Below are 17,002 nucleotides of genomic sequence, written 5' to 3'. Positions count from 1 at the left end.
TCCCTGTGTTAATCATGATTATTTAATTTGAAAAAATTTATTTAGTTTCTCTGGCTGGCAATCAAAAGTAATTGCCAGCCAGATATAGCTTATTTAGTAATCCAGATCAATATCTCCGATAAATTCACCTTTCTCCATCATCTCATAATCATTGTTCAGAGCCTTAAAAATGCCAAACATGCTTGCAATTACAAAGAGCATGAACGGAAATGCCCCGGCAATTGAAGCAGTTTGTAGAGCCCCTAATCCTCCTGCAAGTAAGAGGATAGCTGCAATCAAACCTTCAATAACTCCCCAGGTAACCTTAACCTGTGTAGAAGGATTTAATTTACCTTTAGATGTAAGCATACCCATTACAAATGTACCTGAATCTGCAGATGTAATAAAGAATGTACTGATTAAGATTGTCGCCAGAACACTGAGTATCGCCCCTAACGGGAGTTGCTGTAAAGTGATGAAAAAAGCGACAGCCATATCATCATGGACCGGTCCTGAGATATCAATACCTTCAAACATTTCTAGGTGGAGTGCTGTTCCTCCCATAGTTCCAAACCAGACAATACCTACCAGAGCAGGAACTAAGACAACACCGACGACAAATTCTCTAATCGTCCTACCTCTAGAAATCCTGGCAATAAATCCGCCAACAAATGGTGTCCAGGCTATCCACCAGGCCCAGTAAAAGATTGTCCACCAGCCAGGCCAGGGATCCCCGGTAACTGAGCCAGTATAAAAACTCCTGGTTAAGAATTGATTAATATATTCACCAGTAGCTTCAATTGTATAACTCAGTATAAAGACTGTTGGGCCAAAGATTATAACAAAGGCAAGTAAAATTCCTCCAATAGTTATATTGATATTACTTAAGATTTTAATACCTTTATCGATACCAGTAACTGCAGAGATAATAAAGGCAAAGGTTATAACAACTACAATTATTGATGCCATATTATTGCTGACCGGCATACCGACCAGTTCATTTAACCCACTATTAATCTGCTGGGCACCGAGACCTAGTGAAGTCGCGATTCCAAATAATGTTGCAAATACAGCTAGAATATTAAAGACTTTACCCCAGCCACCTTTAACTCCCTTTTTACCTAAAAGTGGATATAGCGTTGAACTTGGAAGCTGTGGTAGACCTCTTCTAAATGAAAAATAGGCCAGCATTAAACCAAAAAATGCATATAGCGCCCAGGGGTGAAGACCCCAGTGAAAGAATGAAGATGCTCCAGCTTCAAGTGCTGCCGCATCGGTACCTGCCTCTATGCCAAATGGCGGAGCAGCATAATGCATTATCGGTTCTGCTACACCCCAGAAAACAAGACCGATTCCCATACCAGCACTAAATAACATAGCTATCCAGGAACGGGTTGAATACTCTGGTTCTTCACCAGGTTTGCCAAGTCTAATTTTACCAAACTTACTAAAACCTAAGATTATAACTAAAATAAATATCACCATTGTAAACAATAAATAAAGCCAGCCAAAGCTTCCTACTAGAAAATTAAAAACATTATCAATTATGCCACCAAAATGATCTGTTGCAATTGCTCCCCAGACAATTAGGATTGCGGAAATAATAGCAGAAACCCAGAATATCGTTGGATCAATATCCTTCAAACCCTTACCTCTCTGCTGCTTTTCTTCTTCTGCCATATTAATCAGCTCCTGATAATTATTTTTAATAAAGATAATTTTCAGACTCTTTAAAAGCTACTTACCCTCCTCAACTTCTCTGAGAATCAAGTTATCATTTCGCTGCAATCCCCCCTTTAAATTTGCCTGATAGCTTGAATACTATTGAGAATTATCAAAAAATTAATAATAAATAATAGCGATTACTAAATAATCAGTATTTATAAGTAATCACGTTTAGAGTTGTTATTTATATTATTAGAGATAAATTAGAAAAATCCTTCTTTTTTAATAAAAAAACTGTATAAATATAAATTGCACTGTCTATAAGTCACTGACAGTGCAATAATTTAGACTTTATTTATTTTTAATATAAGACACAGGCTACCTGCTGACCATCCGGTCCTGGTCTTAGCTCTGGCTCTTTTTTGGAATCAAATTTAATAGTTAGTTTATTTGAGTTCCATTCCCAGGCTGTTACAGCTTCTGGCAATGAACTATTCCAATCTGCTGCCAGTTTTTTTAGATGATTTTCGAAGCCATCTCTCTCAATTTTTTCAGGGGCTAGAGTTATTTCTATATTATAACCGTTGGTTTCCATATTTTTTATACTCTCCAGTTCTTTATACTTCTCTGGATAGTCTGGATGGTTTTGGGCTTTAATTATCACCTGTTCTATATCTTTACCTTCAAAGCCACATTCTGGAGTTGCTTCAACACATCTTCCATGGAAACGGCAGCCATTCGGTAAGTCGATAGGATCCGGTATCTCTCCTCTCGGATCCACCCTCTCTCTATTCCGATCTGGATCTGGAATTGGAACTGCTGCCAGGAGCAGCCTGGTATAGGGATGGGCAGCATTTTTAATAACTGTCTCTGTCTCACCTATCTCCATAATCCTGCCTAGATAAAGGATAGCTGTCCTGTCACAGACATACCTGATTGTTGCCAGGTCATGGGAGATATAAATAATTGAAGCTCCTAGATCATCTCTCAATCTTTTTAGTAGATTTAAAATACCGGCTCTTACTGATACATCAAGCATGGATACAGGTTCATCTGCAATAATAAATTCTGGCTCTAAGACTATCGCCCTGGCCAGAGCAACTCTCTGCCGCTGCCCACCAGAAAGCTGATGGGGAAAGCGATCTATAAAGTCATCGACTGGCCTTAACTCTGCTTTATGGAGTGCAGATTTAACCATTTCCAGCCTTTCAAAGAAATTATCACCGATATTATGGATCTTTAAAGGTTCCATGATTGTCTGCATTACAGTAAAGCGTGGATTTAACGTCTCATATGGATCCTGAAAGACTACCTGAAGTTTTTCTCTGAATGATTTTAATTCTCTTTTTCTTAAAGCTGAGATATCCTGGCCCAGGTATAAGATTCTACCATCTGTAGGTTTTTGCAATCTGGCAACTAATTCACCTAAAGTTGATTTTCCAGAGCCACTCTCCCCGGCAAACCCGAGAATTTCTTTTGCTTTAACTTGAAAATTAACTCCGTCTACTGCTTTAAGTTTTCTTTTTTTCCGGCCAAGAAAGCCTTCTCCCTTTAAGTTAAAGACTTTTCTTAATCCATCAACATCTAAAATATCTTTATCTTTAACACTACTTTTTATTTCAACTGGACTCTGATCCTGATCCCAGGTTTTAGGTAATGCAGCTTTTTCTCTGAATTCTGCAACCCTCTCCGGGTAATGACAGGCCACTAAATGTTCAGGGCCAACTTCTGTTATTTCCGGATCCTGTTCACATAATTCTGTAGCAAATGGACACCGATCTTTAAAACGACAACCATTTAGATCCCTGGCCAGATTTGGCGGTGAACCAGGAATTGAGATTAGATTATCTTTAGCTGCCTCCAGTGTCGGGAAGGCATTAATCAACCCAAGTGTATAGGGATGATAGGCTTCCTTAAATATCTCTCTGGTTGTTCCCTGTTCCATGATTCTACCGGCATACATAACTGCTGTTCGCTGGCAGAGTTCAGCCACCACTGAAATATCATGGGTTACCAGAATTATTGATGAATCGATCTTATTCTGGAGATAAACAAACTGCTTTAAGATTCCATCCTGGACAACAACATCCAGGGCAGTTGTCGGTTCATCTGCAATAATTAATGGCGGATCCAGTGCCATTGCCATGGCAATAACAACTCTCTGTTTCATGCCACCAGAAAGCTGATGGGGATAATCCTTTAAACGGCTCTTTTCCAGTCCAACCAGGGAAAAGAGGTGGGCTGAACGATCAAGGGCTTCCTCTCTGTTAATCTTAATATGGGTCTGGAATGCCTCGACCATCTGATCGCCAATTTTATAGACTGGGTTCAGGGCATTCATGGCACTCTGGGTCACCATGGCTATCTCCTGCCAGCGGATTTTATTTAATTCGGCATCTGATAATTTTGCTAGATCTTTGCCCTGAAAGTTGATTTCACCACCAACTATGCCACCATTTGATGGCAGGATCCGATTAATTGATTTGGCTGTGGTCGTTTTGCCACAGCCACTTTCACCGACCAGGCCGAGATTTTCTCCTGATCTAAGTTTAAATGAAACTCCATCTACTGCTTTAATTATTTGGTTGTTCATTCGGTAATAGGTTTTTAGGTTCTTCAGGTTCAGGAGCATTATCTCTACCTCCTCTCAATCTTGGGTTTGTAAGAACTTCCAGAGATCTTGATATTAAAAATACTGAAACAACAGTTACAGATATAAATAGACCAGGTGGAATTACCCACCACCAGGCAGTTCTCCAGGCGCCTGAAAGACGGGCTGAATGGAGAATTGTTCCCCAGCTATATATCTGTGGCGGCCCAAGACCAAGGAAGCTAAGCGTTGCTTCTGCTGTAATTGCATAGCCCATTGCTACTGCCAGCTGTAAAAATGCCAGCGGTAGAATATTTGGGGTTATATGAATCAACATTATTCTTAAATCACTGGCTCCAGCTACTCTGGCTGCCTTAATAAATGGTCTCTCAACTAATGATAAAACCTGGGAGCGGATGATTCTTGCATTTGTCCGCCAGGTTAAAAGACCGATGGCCATTATTATAATCCAGAGGCTTGGCTCAAAGATTAGAACAAGAATTATTGCAAATGGCTCTAAAGGCAGGCCATACATAATATCAACAATTCTCATTAAAACATTATCAATATTACCTCGATAATATCCTGCTATCAGACCGACTGTTGCCCCGATCAGGTTAACCACCAGGGCAGCAATAATTCCAACCATCAGAGCAGTTCTGGTTCCATACATAACCTGGCTCCAGATATCCCGGCCAAGATGGGTGGTGCCAAAGAGGTGATCTCCAGAAGGCGGTGCCAGCTCATTGACATAGGGCTCAACTCCATAGATATAGCCCCGATCCATTGCAAAAGTAATGCCTCGATAATCACGTCTGGTAATTCTATCAATTGTTTCCCAGTTTTCGCCATCATATTTTAAAATTGTTCCTCTTAAACCGATCGCGTAGGCTTCATTTTCTGAGATATGGATAACACCATTTAAAGATCTTGAAGCTCCGCTATCATCGGTATACCAGTCTTCTCCATCATATACCATAATAGTGGCTCGCTCGCCAACTGCAATTGCCTGATTTTCATTATAATAGGATACAGCCAGGAGATCTCTAAAGGTTGCATCTGTAAAGGCTCTAAAGGATGGCTCCTCTAATTGATCATCTCTATAATGAATGATAGTTCCTCTGTCACCAACTATTATACCGTCATCAGGACTTATAAAGCTTATCTCTCTTAAGTTTCTTTCAGTACCAGAGTCAATCTGAGACCATTCCTGGCCATTCCAGCTTAAAAAGGTGCCATTATCTCCGACTGCATAGGCTGAGTCTCTTGAAAAGAGATAAATATCGTTGATATTGGTATCTACCGGGGTATCCAGTTGTTCCCAATTGCCATCTTCATTTTGAAATAAAATCAGGCCGGCTTCACCGCCAACTAATTTAAAATCCTGATAGACTGCTGCTGCCAGGAAATCAAGGTCCTGACCTAAATCATATTCGATCCAGTCTCCATCGATTTCTCTTTCATAGATAAAGCCTCCATCTGCAACAGCTAACTCATATTCTAATCCAACAGCAACTTCATTTAAAGGTTTTTCTCCTATAATCTGGTAATTACTCCAGTTGCCATCCTCATCAAAGGGAATGACACTGCCTTCAATTCTCTCATTCATTATATTTGGATTGTGGGTTGCTAAAACTGGAGCAAAAATTGCTATCAATACAATAATAGATAGGATTACCGCCCCAATTCTGCCCAGGGGATCCTTTATAATAATTTTAAAGGGTTCAATAATATTCATTAACATTGGTTTTAAATATTTAAGTCGCTCTTTAAGTCCTTTTTTGTTTTTAGCCATTATTTATCTCCCCCTTTTAAGACAACCCGGGGATCTAAATAACTATAAAGTAAATCGGCCACTGTATTCATAACCAGCACAAGTCCGGCCATCATCATAAAGGCACTCTGGGCCATTGGGAAATCACTGGTTCTAACTGCCTGAATCATCTCTCTGCCTAAACCTGGCCAGGAGAAGACAACTTCAACAACAACCTGACCGCCAACAGCCAGGCCAATTGTAATAGCAGCCTGGGTGACGACTGGTAATAGTGCGTTCCTGGCAACATGTTTATACATAATCTTTCTCTCGCTTAAACCTTTGGCCTGACATAGTTCTATAAAATCTTCCCCCATAATCTCTAACATTGTATTTCTCATAATTAACATCGGCAGGCCTAAATAATAAATTGCTATTGTAAACATCGGCAGGATTAGATGCCTTAAATAATCCAGGGTTAAAATTTTATCTAAATTACTGCTGGCTTCATAGGGTAATGTTCTCATGCCACTGGTAGGCAGAATCCCCAGCCAGATGCCAAAGACCATAATAAAGATCATCCCTGTCCAGAAAACTGGAGCTGAGCGAAGGGTTAATCCACCTATAATCCCTGTAAATTCAATATTGCTGCCTCTTTTCCAGGATAATAATACTCCAAGCAGTGGCCCAATTAAATAGGATACAAAGATTGCCGGTAACATTAAGGCCAGCGTATTAAAAAGTTTTTCCATTAAAATAGGAAAGACTGGAGATTTATAATGGAATGAAAGTCCAAATTCTCCTCGCATAAAATTTCTTAAGTAAATAAAATACTGCTCAACTATTGGTCTATCAAGACCGAACCTTTCTCTAACCATTGCCTGTTCTTCAGCAGATAGGCCATCCATGACTAATGCTGCTGTTGGATCTGGTAATGCCAGTCTAAATAAGAAAAACAGGATTGTTAAAATAATCAGGAAAGTAATAACTAGCTGAATTAATCGTTTTGCTATATATTGCCCTTTTCCCATCAGTTTCACCTCGTTACATATTTTATAATTAATTATAATGGAAATAGGGAGGGAAGCCCCTCCCTATTATTGTATTCAATTAGTTCATTGTCTATTCAGGGAAATTCAATCTTCCGTCATCATCCCACCAGTAACCTGCATTTTCTAATCTTTCACGGGCTAGATCTAGATCATAATCATAGAGAGGGACATCTGGATTATGCCAGAATGCATTAACAGGTGCGATTATTGAGGTTCCTCTTTCTCCAAGGCCATCAAGCAATACGTTTATGAAGGTTTCATAGGGTACTGCATGGGCAAGGGCTCTTCTGAATTCAACGTCATCCATTGGAGGAACTCTTAAATTATAAGTCATATGGTAATAGCCAAAGTCTGGTACACTAACGACTGTCAGATGATCTTCCTGTTCAGCAAGTTCAATCTGAGCAGGTTCCAGTCTCCAGGCTGTCATATCTATTTCTTCTGTTGCCAGGGCTGTATAGACACCTTCAGAGTCAGCATAGATATTAAAATCTACTCCATCTATATTGATGTCATCGGCTTTAAAATAATCATCAAATTTGACTAATCTCTTGTATTCACCTCTGTCATAGGTGTCAAATTTTAATGGACCACTACCTACAGTCGGTACATCTTCAGGATTGAGCTGATCTGCTGCTTCTATATCTTCCCAGAGATGCTTTGGAAGAATTGGAATCTGACTTAAAGTAACTGTTATAAAGAATGATGTTGGCTCTTCTAGAACAAAATGAAGAGTATTATCATCGACTATTGTAACTTCATCTAATGGCTGATAAAACGGTCTAAAATAGGCAAAGTCCTGTTCCCGGAAATAATCATAGGTGAATTTAATATCTTCGACTGTTACCGGTTCGCCATCATGGAATAACATACCTTCTCTTAAGACAACTTCGATTGTATTATCATCGATGGCGTCAACAGATTCTGCTGCCCAGGGTAATGGCTCAATATCAGGTGATAACCTGATTAATTTGTCATAATACATTCTCATAAATTTCCATCCCCAGACAGTTGTTGAATCTAATGGGTTGATATTATCTGGTTCCTGGGTTGTACCGATAGTTAACATTCTATCTTCCCCTAGAGGATCTACATCAAATGGAATCCATTCATTATAAATAGCCTCTCCAGCCATTGGTACAAAACCTTCAAAGTTATTGTGGTTATATGCAACTACTTCATCTCTGAAGAATAAAATATTGACTGGCTGTTCATCCATGGCTATCTCCTGCATCTCAAGCACATACTCTCTTCTCTGATCCTGGTCAAATTCTTTGGCCTGGAGAGCAAAAAGTTCATCATAACGCTCATTAACATAGCCACCAGGGTTATTGCCTCCAAGATCTGCCTGACCTGATTCCAGTGTTCCTAAGAAATGCTGGGGATCAAGTCTATCTACTCTACCTGACCAACCTGCTATGGCAATCTCAAAGTCCTGTTCATTATAAAAATTCTGAATTAATGTACTAAACTCTGTCGGCTCTACTGAAACTTCAATGCCAAGCTCTGCTAAGTTCTCCTGAATCAAAAAGGCTGCTTCATAACGGACTGGATCATAACCTTCTGTTGTCGTCATGATATTTAGTTCAGGTACCCTTTCTGCGATAACCCCAATACTCAATCCTAATACCAGGACCGGAACTAAAAGATAAACTAAATACTTGCTTCTCATCTACTATCTCCTCCTCATGTAAATTTAAAATATTTAATTATCTTAAATTATATAACATATTTTAAATTTAGTCAATTAAAGTTATGAAAATATAAACAAATTTCGATGAATAGTTTAGTTTTGAGCTGGACAGACTTGATTCTGGATATCTTTAGATTAGAGGATAAAAGGGGGATGGATCAGGACTGGGTTGATACTGGGTTAGTACTGGGTTGGTATACTATGAAAGGTGAATAAAAAAAGCCCTACCTAATAAAAAGGTAAGGCTTGCTGCTTAATTATATTATCTTTATTTAAAGGTTTTCAGATCTGTGCTAACCTTTAATTTTGCTCCAGTTCTGGCTTTTACTTCTTCGACAGAAGTACCTTCAGCAATTTCTGTTAAAAAAAGCCCTTTATCTGTGATTTTTATGACCGCCAGTTCTGTTACAATCATATCGACTTCACCGGCTGCAGTTAATGGCAGATCACATTCTTTAAGGATCTTTGGATCGCCTTTTTTAGTTGTATGGGTTGTAGCGACAATCACCTGTTTGGCTCCAACTGTCAGATCCATTGCACCGCCCATTCCAGGAACTAATTTACCTGGGATCATCCAGTTGGCCAGATTGCCTTTTTCATCTACCTGAAGAGCTCCGAGAACTGTTGTATCAAGATGGCCACCTCTGATTATGGTAAAGGATGTGGCTGAATCAAAGCAGGCTCCTCCGTCTTTAATTGTAACTGGCTGGCCACCTGCGTTGACTATATCAGGATCTTCCTCGCCTTCTGGAGGAGTTGGCCCGACTCCAACAAAGCCGTTTTCTGTCTGAAGGGTTATATCTATATCATCAGAGATATAATCAGCTACCATCGTTGGCATACCTATGCCCAGATTGACGACCTCGCCATCTTTAAGCTCCTGGGCAATTCTTCTGGTAATTCTCTCTCTTATATCTGACATTAAAATACCTCCTGTCTAATTCCTTTCAACTATTGTTGTAATTCCCTGACCGCCGCCAATGCAAAGAGTTGCCAGTCCGTAACGATTATCTCTTTTAATCATTTCATGGATAAGGGTGACTAAAATTCTTGTGCCGCTGGCTCCAATTGGATGGCCAAGGGCGATTGCTCCACCATTGACATTAACTATCTCTGGATCAAAGTTTAATTCCTTTAAGACTGCCAGGGACTGGGCTGCAAAGGCTTCATTGGCCTCAACCAGTTCAATATCTGAAATATCGAGCCCGGCTCTGTCTAAAGCCAGCTGGGTTGCTGGAACTGGACCGATACCCATTATGGCCGGATCTACTGCTGCAGAAGCATGGGCAACAAAGGTTGCGATTGGCTTGATACCTAGTTCCTGGGCCCTTTTCTCACTCATTAGAACAAGGACTGCTGCACCATCGTTAATACCTGAAGCATTACCGGCTGTTACAGTTCCGTCACTTTTGAAAGCAGGCCTTAATTTACCTAAGCCTTCAGCTGTGACACCTTTACGGTAATATTCATCTTTATCGAAGATTTCAGGGTCACCTTTCCGCTGTGGAATCTCAACCGGAGTTATTTCATCTTCAAAACGGCCCTCTTCCCAGGCTTTTTCAGCTTTATTCTGACTCTTTGCTGCAAATTCATCCTGCTCTTCCCTGGTAATATCATATTTTTCTGCAAGATTTTCAGCTGTGATCCCCATATGGTAATCATTGAAGGCATCCCAGAGGCCATCATGGATCATTAAATCTATCATCTCTCCATGGCCCATCTTTTCGCCCCAGCGGGCATTTGGCAGATAATATCCAGATCTGCTCATATTTTCGATTCCGCCAGCTACAACAATATCATGCTCACCAAGCATGATACTCTGGGCAGCCAGATTGACTGTCTTTAAACCTGAGCCACAGACTTTATTAATAGTTGTCGCTGGAACTGTTTCTGGTAGACCGGCTTTTAATGCTGCCTGACGGGCTGGGTTCTGACCCTGGCCGGCCTGCAGGATATTACCTATTAAGACTTCATCGACTAATTCTTTATCTATACCTGCTCTTTCTAGAGCACTTTTTATGACAGTTGCACCTAAATCAACAGCAGGGACTTTCTTTAAACTTTTACCAAAGCTACCAATTGCTGTTCTGGTGGCACTTGCTATTACAACTTTCTCCATTATTATAACCTCCTCAGGTTACTCTTATTTTTCTAGAATATAATCGACAAAAAGTCCAGGGGTCATGACTTGATTGGAATCTATCTCGCCAACTTCCAGGATTTCGTCAGCTTCAACAATTACAATATCAGCGGCTGTTGCAACTATTGGATTAAAGTTTCTGGCTGCATAGCGATAAATCAGGTTGCCTTTTTTATCTGCCTTCCAGGCTTTAACCAGGGCTATATCAGCCTGTAAGGGCCTGGCCAGGATATAATCTTCGCCATCAACTTCAATTATTCTTTGATCCTCTGCGACTGTTGTTCCGATTCCAGTCTGAGTTAAGATTCCACCCAGCCCGGCTCCACCGGCTCTGATCTGCTCAATTAATGTTCCCTGGGGAGTAAGTTCGACTTCCAGTTCTCCGGCATTCATCTGCTTCCCAGTCTCCCGGTTAGTGCCAATATGAGATACTATCGCCTTTTTTAATCTCTTTTCAACTACTAATTGCCCGAAAGTTTTATCATCAAAACCGGTATCATTGGCAATTAAAGTTAGATCCCTGGCTCCACTATCCAGTAAAATTTTAATTAATTCTGCTGGAACTCCTGATTCAATAAATCCTCCTACCATCAAACTCTGTTCATCAGCAAATAGAGATTTAATCTTATCCTTATTTACAAGTTTGGCCATCTAAACTACCTCCAGTTATTAGAGATCTTAATATTTATAGAAACCTTTACCTGTTTTCCTGCCTAATTCTCCGCCTCTAACTTTTTTCCTTAAGAGAGGTGCTGCTCTATATTTAGAGTCTTTAAATTCTTCTTCAAGGGTATCCATAATTGCCAGACAGACATCAAGGCCAATCATATCAGCCAGAGCCAGAGGTCCAATTGGATGATTGGCTCCTTTTTTCATTGCTGTATCAATATCTTCAGCTGATGCTACCCCCTCGGAGAGCATAAAGACTGCCTCATTAATCATTGGAACTAAGATCCTATTAACGACAAAGCCTGGGGCCTCTTCAACTTCTACTGGTGATTTTCCTAAATCTTCTACCAGCTCGCTTGCTAAATCAAAGGTCTGATCTGAGGTTGGAAGAGCTCTAATAATTTCGACTAAACCCATAACAGGTACTGGATTAAAGAAATGAATACCAATTACTTTATCTGGCCGCTCAGTTACTGTTGCCAGCTCTGTAATACTTAAAGCAGATGTATTAGTGGCCAGAATGGCTTCAGGCTTACAGATACTATCAAGCTTTTTAAAGAGCTCCTGTTTTAGACTTAAATCCTCTGGAGCCGCTTCAATGACAAGGTCAACTTCTGAGAGACTTCCATATTCAATTACTGTATCTATTCTAGCTAGAATATCTTCTTTCTCAGATTCATTCAATCTATCCTTTTTAATAGAACGATCAAGGTTTTTTTCGATTGTAGCAAGTCCCTTTTCTAAAACTTCCTGATTGATATCACGGAGAATAACATGATAGCCTGCAGTTGCAGCTATCTGTGCAATCCCGCTACCCATTGTACCTGCACCGATTACACCTATCTTTTCCATTTTTTACTTCCCCCTTAATTTTAGACCGTGTATAGATTCTCAAAAATATCTCTAAGTTTTTGATTCTCCTGCATAATTGCCAGTGAAATTTCTGAATGACCTCTGGTATAACCATTGCCTATAATCATCTCAACGTCTTTGCCAACACCTTCAGCCCCTAAAGCAGCCCCGGTAAAGCTGGTTGCCATGCTAAAGAAATAGATTTTGCCTCTATCTCTACATGGAAGAATTGAAGCCATCTCTGTATTTGGAATATTAACACAGTTAATTACAATATCAGCTAAATTGCCATCAGTGGCTTCCTGGACGCTTTTATAGACTGCCGTTGGGTCTGTTGCATCTGCCTGAATAATTTCATCTGCAAGACCGAGTTTTTTAATCCTTGAGATAGCTTCATAGCCATAATCTAAAGCGATTACATTCCCAGTGACTCCAGCCCGCTTTTTGGCCTCATGGAGACAGAGCATACCTGATTTGCCGCCGGCTCCGATTATTAAGACATTATCTCCAGAATTTACAAGCCTGGCTGTCTGGGCGGCTGCACCGGCAACATCAAGTACTGCCAGGGCAAGGGTTTCTGACATATCTTCTGGAAGTTTTGCATAGATTCCACTTTCAAAAAGAATTGCCTGGCCTTCAATATCTACCTGATCAACTGCTGAACGGACTTCTTTTATTCTTTCAATATTTAATGGAGTTAATGAAAGAGAGACCAGTGTTGCAATCTTATCGCCAACTTGAAGATCTCTATCTTTAAGTTTTGGCCCGATCTCAGCCACTCTACCTATTAGCATTCCGCCAGAACCGGTGACAGGATTATGGTGTTTGCCGCGATTATTAACTATCTCCAGCATCTTACCTTTAATATTCTCGATATCCCCGTCTGCTTCCTCCTTGATCTGAGTAAAACTTGCAGAATCTATATTTAAAGTATCGACATCAATTAATATTTCGTTATCATAAATCTCCATTGTATTATCAATTTTCTCTGCTGGCTGGGGTAATGCTCCAACCGGTTTGATAACTCTGTGGATTCCAAATTTATTGCCCTTATTCATTTACTGACCCTCCAGTTAAATTATTTAATCTTTAAGATTTCTCTGGCCTCAGCAGGGGTTGCCACTTCCCTGTTAACTTCTCTAGCCATTCTAACGATTCTTTCTACTAATTCGGCATTACTTTCTGCCAGCCTGCCTTTACTGTAATAGATATTATCTTCAAAACCGACTCTGATATGACCGCCCATTACCAGGGCATGACAGGCCAGACTGAGCTCATGGCGGCCAATTCCTGCCACTGTCCAGGTTGCCTCTTCAGGTAGATGTTCAACCATAAATAGGAGATTTTTTATTGAGGCTGGCATTGCCCCTGGAACTCCCAGAACCAGATCAAAATGGAGATGTCCAGTAAGAAGACCTTCTCTCTTTAATTGCAGGGCATTATAAATATGGCCTGGTTCAAAACATTCTAACTCTGGCAGTATATTAAGGTCCCGCATCTCTCTTGCGAAATTCCGCATTAATGGAAGATCATTTACAAAGATCTCATCACCAAAATTAGTTGTTCCGCAATCTAAGGTGGCCATCTCAGGTTCTAAATAAACTGGTTGAATTCTTTCTTTCCAATTCATACCTGCTGCCCCGCCTGTTGAGGGTTGAATAATTGCTGTAACACCTTCAGATTCGATAGCTTCAATAACCTCGGCAAAACGCTCTTTGCTCTGGGTTGGCTGACCATCTTCATCTCTGACATGGAGATGGATTATGGCTGCTCCAGCTTCTTCAGCTTTCCTGGCTTCAAGGGCTATCTCCTCTGGAGTTATCGGTAAGTTGGGATTATCCTCCTTTGTTACCTCGGCTCCACAGATTGCTGCTGTTATAATTAGTTTATCCATGGATTACACTTCCCGCTGTCTTTCTTTTGGAACGACACAGGTTCCCTCTGCTCTGCAGACAAGCACCGGTTCATCAAGGACCTGGGCAGCTGATTCGAATTCTGCGTCTTCAGCTGGTGCAATAACTTTGTAGGCTTCAAATTCCATTTTTCTTGAAGAATTACCGACTTTTACAATTTTCCCTCTGGCTTCAATATAATCACCGGCATAAACTGGGGCTGTAAATTCGACATTATCATAGGAGACAAAGAGTCCTTCATCTCCATCATTTCTTATTAATAATTCTGTGGCTACATCGCCAAAAAGTTCTAACATCTTTGCGCCATCAACTAAATTACCTGCATAGTGGGCATCGGCATTACTCATTCTGAGACGGATTTTAGCTGTAATCATGATTAATTCTCCTCCTTATTAATTTCAGAGCTTAATTTTTCTGCTAAAAATGAGGCTACTTCCGGTGGCAGTGTTCCAATTCCAAACCCGGCATCGAATCCTAATTCAAGTGCAAGCTCGTGACTGATTCTTGGTCCACCAACAACTATTGTGAATTTATCTCTTAATCTCTCTGCCTCTAATAGTTCTACTAATTCAGTTAGATTCTTAACATGGATATCCTTCTGGGTTACAACCTGGGATACTAAAATAGCATCTGCTTCAAATTCCAGGGCTTTATGAATTAATTCTTCATTTGGAACCTGACTGCCAAGATTGAGTGTCTTAAACATTGGATACCGCTCAAGACCGTATTCTCCGGAGTAACCTTTCATGTTCATGATTGCATCAAGGCCAACTGTATGGGCATCAGAGCCGGTACAGGCTCCAACAACTCTTAAGGGGCGGCCGATATGTTCTTCTATATAATCATTTATCTCGTAATAGTCCATTACTGATGTTGTTGCTCGGGCCACTCTGATTTTAGTATAATCAACTGTTTTGTCGGTCTGGCCATAGACAACATAAAATGAGAAATCTTCGCCAAGATCCCTGGTATGAACAACTTCTACTTCTTTTAGATTGAGCTGGGATGCCATTTTTCTAGCTGCTTCTTTTCCTTCAGGGCCTGCTGGAACTGGCAATGTAAAGCTTAACTGAATTTTACCATCGTTCATTGTATCGCCATATGGTTTAACAGCTGTTAAGTCTCTACTCACTGGCAATCAACTCCTTTCTAAATATTTCAGCAAAGGGATTGTAATAGTCTGATGATTTTTTGATTACACCATCTTTGCCTTTGCCGCCATCTCTTGGCCTTTCAATTCCGGCAAAAAGTCCTGACTCAAGGGCTGAGATTAAGCCTTCTTCAGCTATCTCTTCAAGCATCTCAACAGTTTCATCGAGAACCTGATCAGCCCGCTTTTGAATTTTACCATCAGGTTTAAACTGGATCTCATCGCCAAGATTTCTGGCATTATTGAAGATATACTTTGCATTATCAAGGCTGAGGGCCCGATCCTGCATGAAAGGAGTATGGATTGCCTCGGTTAGCATTCCTAATAGCTGAATACCCTGGCCAGTTAAAATTGATGTTAGATTGAACATGCCATCCTGGAGATGACCTTTAAAGATATCGCCAGTCATATATTTTGTTGGTGGCATATATTTTAATGGTGCCTCAGGAAATAGCTGCCTTACCAGTTGAGCCTGGGCAATTTCTAGCAGGAAGCCATCTTCAACTGTTGGATCAATTTCAAAGGCATGGCCAAGACCCATTAGTTCAGGTGGCAACTGACTTCTGCTGGCCAGTTCCTCATTAATAAATTGAGAGGCCACAACTGTATGGGCTTCAGTTAAGGCATCTGCAGTTGTGAGATAATTATCTTCTCCTGTATTAATAATAATGCCTGCGTAGGCATTTATCAACCTGGAAAAATATTGATCGACAAAAGTCCTCTTCATATTAATATCTCTAAAAAGGATTCCGTACATGGCATCATTTAACATCATATCCAGCCTTTCAATGGCTCCCATGGCTGCTATCTCTGGCATACAGAGCCCGGAGCAATAATTAACAAGCTGGATATAACGGCCTTCTTCCTGGCCTACCTCGTCAAGGGCTTCCCGCATTATCTTAAAGTTTTCCTGGGTTGCATAGGTTCCGCCAAAACCCTCTGTCGTTGGTCCATAGGGGACATAATCTAAAAGGCTCTGGGCTGTACTTCTTATAACAGCAACAATGTCAGCTCCCTGCCTGGCTGCTGCTCTGGCCTGCTGAACATCTTCATAAATATTACCTGTGGCCACGATTACGTATAACCAGGGCTTAGGTCCTGGTGGATATTCCTGCTGTAATTCATCTCTCTTTTCTCTGGTAGCTTTAATCTTTTTGGCCCTATCACTGGCCATTTCTCTCATATAGGATTTAACTTTACTGATGTTATGATTAGAGTTATTGACCAACTTAACAATATCAGCTTTATTTTCTGCTACTGCTTCTGATAAGTCCTCTACACTCATTTTGCTTTCAAGCAATGCCTGGCCAAGCCTGATTGCAGCGCCAGTTTTTAATAAATCTGCTTTATCGAGTTGCTCGACAATAAGGTTAGGTACCGGTATCTCTTCAGAATCTACCCCATCAATTCCATACAATCTTAATATAGTCCGTTCAACTGAAGTTGTTGTTAATCCTTCTATGTAATTATCAACACTATCAGCTATACTGACTGAAGCAGCGCGACAGCGCTCAACTTTATTCTGATCTAAATCTAATTTTGCCAT

14 protein-coding genes are annotated in these 17,002 nt (G+C 40.5%); all 14 read right to left on the bottom strand.

What is annotated here, in order from left to right; translation table 11 throughout:
* Positions 1 to 93 precede the first annotated feature (93 nt).
* Entirely contained in the window at positions 94 to 1,659 is a 1,566-nt protein-coding gene (locus I0Q91_RS13870) for a glycine betaine uptake BCCT transporter (protein ID WP_270455262.1), read from the bottom strand.
* 346 nt (positions 1,660 to 2,005) lie between these two features.
* The gene (locus tag I0Q91_RS13865) at positions 2,006 to 4,276 is read right to left on the bottom strand and encodes a dipeptide ABC transporter ATP-binding protein (protein ID WP_270455261.1); all 2,271 of its coding nucleotides are present in this window, start codon (positions 4,274 to 4,276) and stop codon (positions 2,006 to 2,008) included.
* A complete protein-coding gene (locus I0Q91_RS13860; protein WP_270455260.1) occupies positions 4,218 to 6,029 on the bottom strand; it encodes an ABC transporter permease subunit in 1,812 nt (603 codons plus the stop codon). The genes I0Q91_RS13865 and I0Q91_RS13860 overlap by 59 nt, the downstream gene beginning before the upstream one ends.
* Complete coding sequence (locus I0Q91_RS13855) at positions 6,029 to 7,018, bottom strand: ABC transporter permease (protein ID WP_270455259.1); 990 nt, start codon at positions 7,016 to 7,018, stop codon at positions 6,029 to 6,031. Before I0Q91_RS13855 ends, I0Q91_RS13860 begins: the two co-directional genes overlap by 1 nt.
* Before the next feature lie 91 nt (positions 7,019 to 7,109).
* Positions 7,110 to 8,711: an ABC transporter substrate-binding protein gene (locus I0Q91_RS13850; protein WP_270455257.1), complete on the bottom strand. Its 1,602-nt coding sequence runs from the start codon at positions 8,709 to 8,711 to the stop codon at positions 7,110 to 7,112.
* A 289-nt stretch (positions 8,712 to 9,000) separates the two neighbouring features.
* Entirely contained in the window at positions 9,001 to 9,654 is a 654-nt protein-coding gene (locus I0Q91_RS13845) for a 3-oxoacid CoA-transferase subunit B (protein WP_270455256.1), read from the bottom strand.
* A 15-nt stretch (positions 9,655 to 9,669) separates the two neighbouring features.
* A complete protein-coding gene (locus tag I0Q91_RS13840; protein ID WP_270455255.1) occupies positions 9,670 to 10,851 on the bottom strand; it encodes an acetyl-CoA C-acetyltransferase in 1,182 nt (393 codons plus the stop codon).
* A 24-nt stretch (positions 10,852 to 10,875) separates the two neighbouring features.
* The gene (locus I0Q91_RS13835) at positions 10,876 to 11,523 is read right to left on the bottom strand and encodes a 3-oxoacid CoA-transferase subunit A (RefSeq protein WP_270455254.1); all 648 of its coding nucleotides are present in this window, start codon (positions 11,521 to 11,523) and stop codon (positions 10,876 to 10,878) included.
* A gap of 27 nt (positions 11,524 to 11,550) precedes the next feature.
* Positions 11,551 to 12,393: a 3-hydroxybutyryl-CoA dehydrogenase gene (locus tag I0Q91_RS13830; protein WP_270455253.1), complete on the bottom strand. Its 843-nt coding sequence runs from the start codon at positions 12,391 to 12,393 to the stop codon at positions 11,551 to 11,553.
* A 20-nt stretch (positions 12,394 to 12,413) separates the two neighbouring features.
* Complete coding sequence (gene kdd, locus I0Q91_RS13825; RefSeq protein ID WP_270455252.1) at positions 12,414 to 13,451, bottom strand: L-erythro-3,5-diaminohexanoate dehydrogenase; 1,038 nt, start codon at positions 13,449 to 13,451, stop codon at positions 12,414 to 12,416.
* A gap of 20 nt (positions 13,452 to 13,471) precedes the next feature.
* On the bottom strand, positions 13,472 to 14,287 hold the full coding sequence (gene kce / locus I0Q91_RS13820) for a 3-keto-5-aminohexanoate cleavage enzyme (protein WP_270455251.1): 816 nt from the start codon (positions 14,285 to 14,287) through the stop codon (positions 13,472 to 13,474).
* A gap of 3 nt (positions 14,288 to 14,290) precedes the next feature.
* Positions 14,291 to 14,680, bottom strand: a complete 390-nt coding sequence (gene kal, locus I0Q91_RS13815) for a 3-aminobutyryl-CoA ammonia lyase (protein WP_270455250.1) — start codon at positions 14,678 to 14,680, stop codon at positions 14,291 to 14,293.
* A 2-nt stretch (positions 14,681 to 14,682) separates the two neighbouring features.
* Complete coding sequence (kamE, locus tag I0Q91_RS13810) at positions 14,683 to 15,438, bottom strand: lysine 5,6-aminomutase subunit beta (protein ID WP_270455249.1); 756 nt, start codon at positions 15,436 to 15,438, stop codon at positions 14,683 to 14,685.
* Positions 15,431 to 17,002, bottom strand: a complete 1,572-nt coding sequence (gene kamD / locus I0Q91_RS13805) for a lysine 5,6-aminomutase subunit alpha (protein WP_270455248.1) — start codon at positions 17,000 to 17,002, stop codon at positions 15,431 to 15,433. The genes kamE and kamD overlap by 8 nt, the downstream gene beginning before the upstream one ends.

It is taken from the genome of Halonatronomonas betaini (assembly GCF_015666175.1).
Taxonomy (GTDB): domain Bacteria; phylum Bacillota; class Halanaerobiia; order Halanaerobiales; family Halarsenatibacteraceae; genus Halonatronomonas; species Halonatronomonas betaini.
The sequence above is the reverse complement of the archived record's forward strand: the minus strand, read 5'-3'. Positions and strand labels throughout refer to the sequence as shown.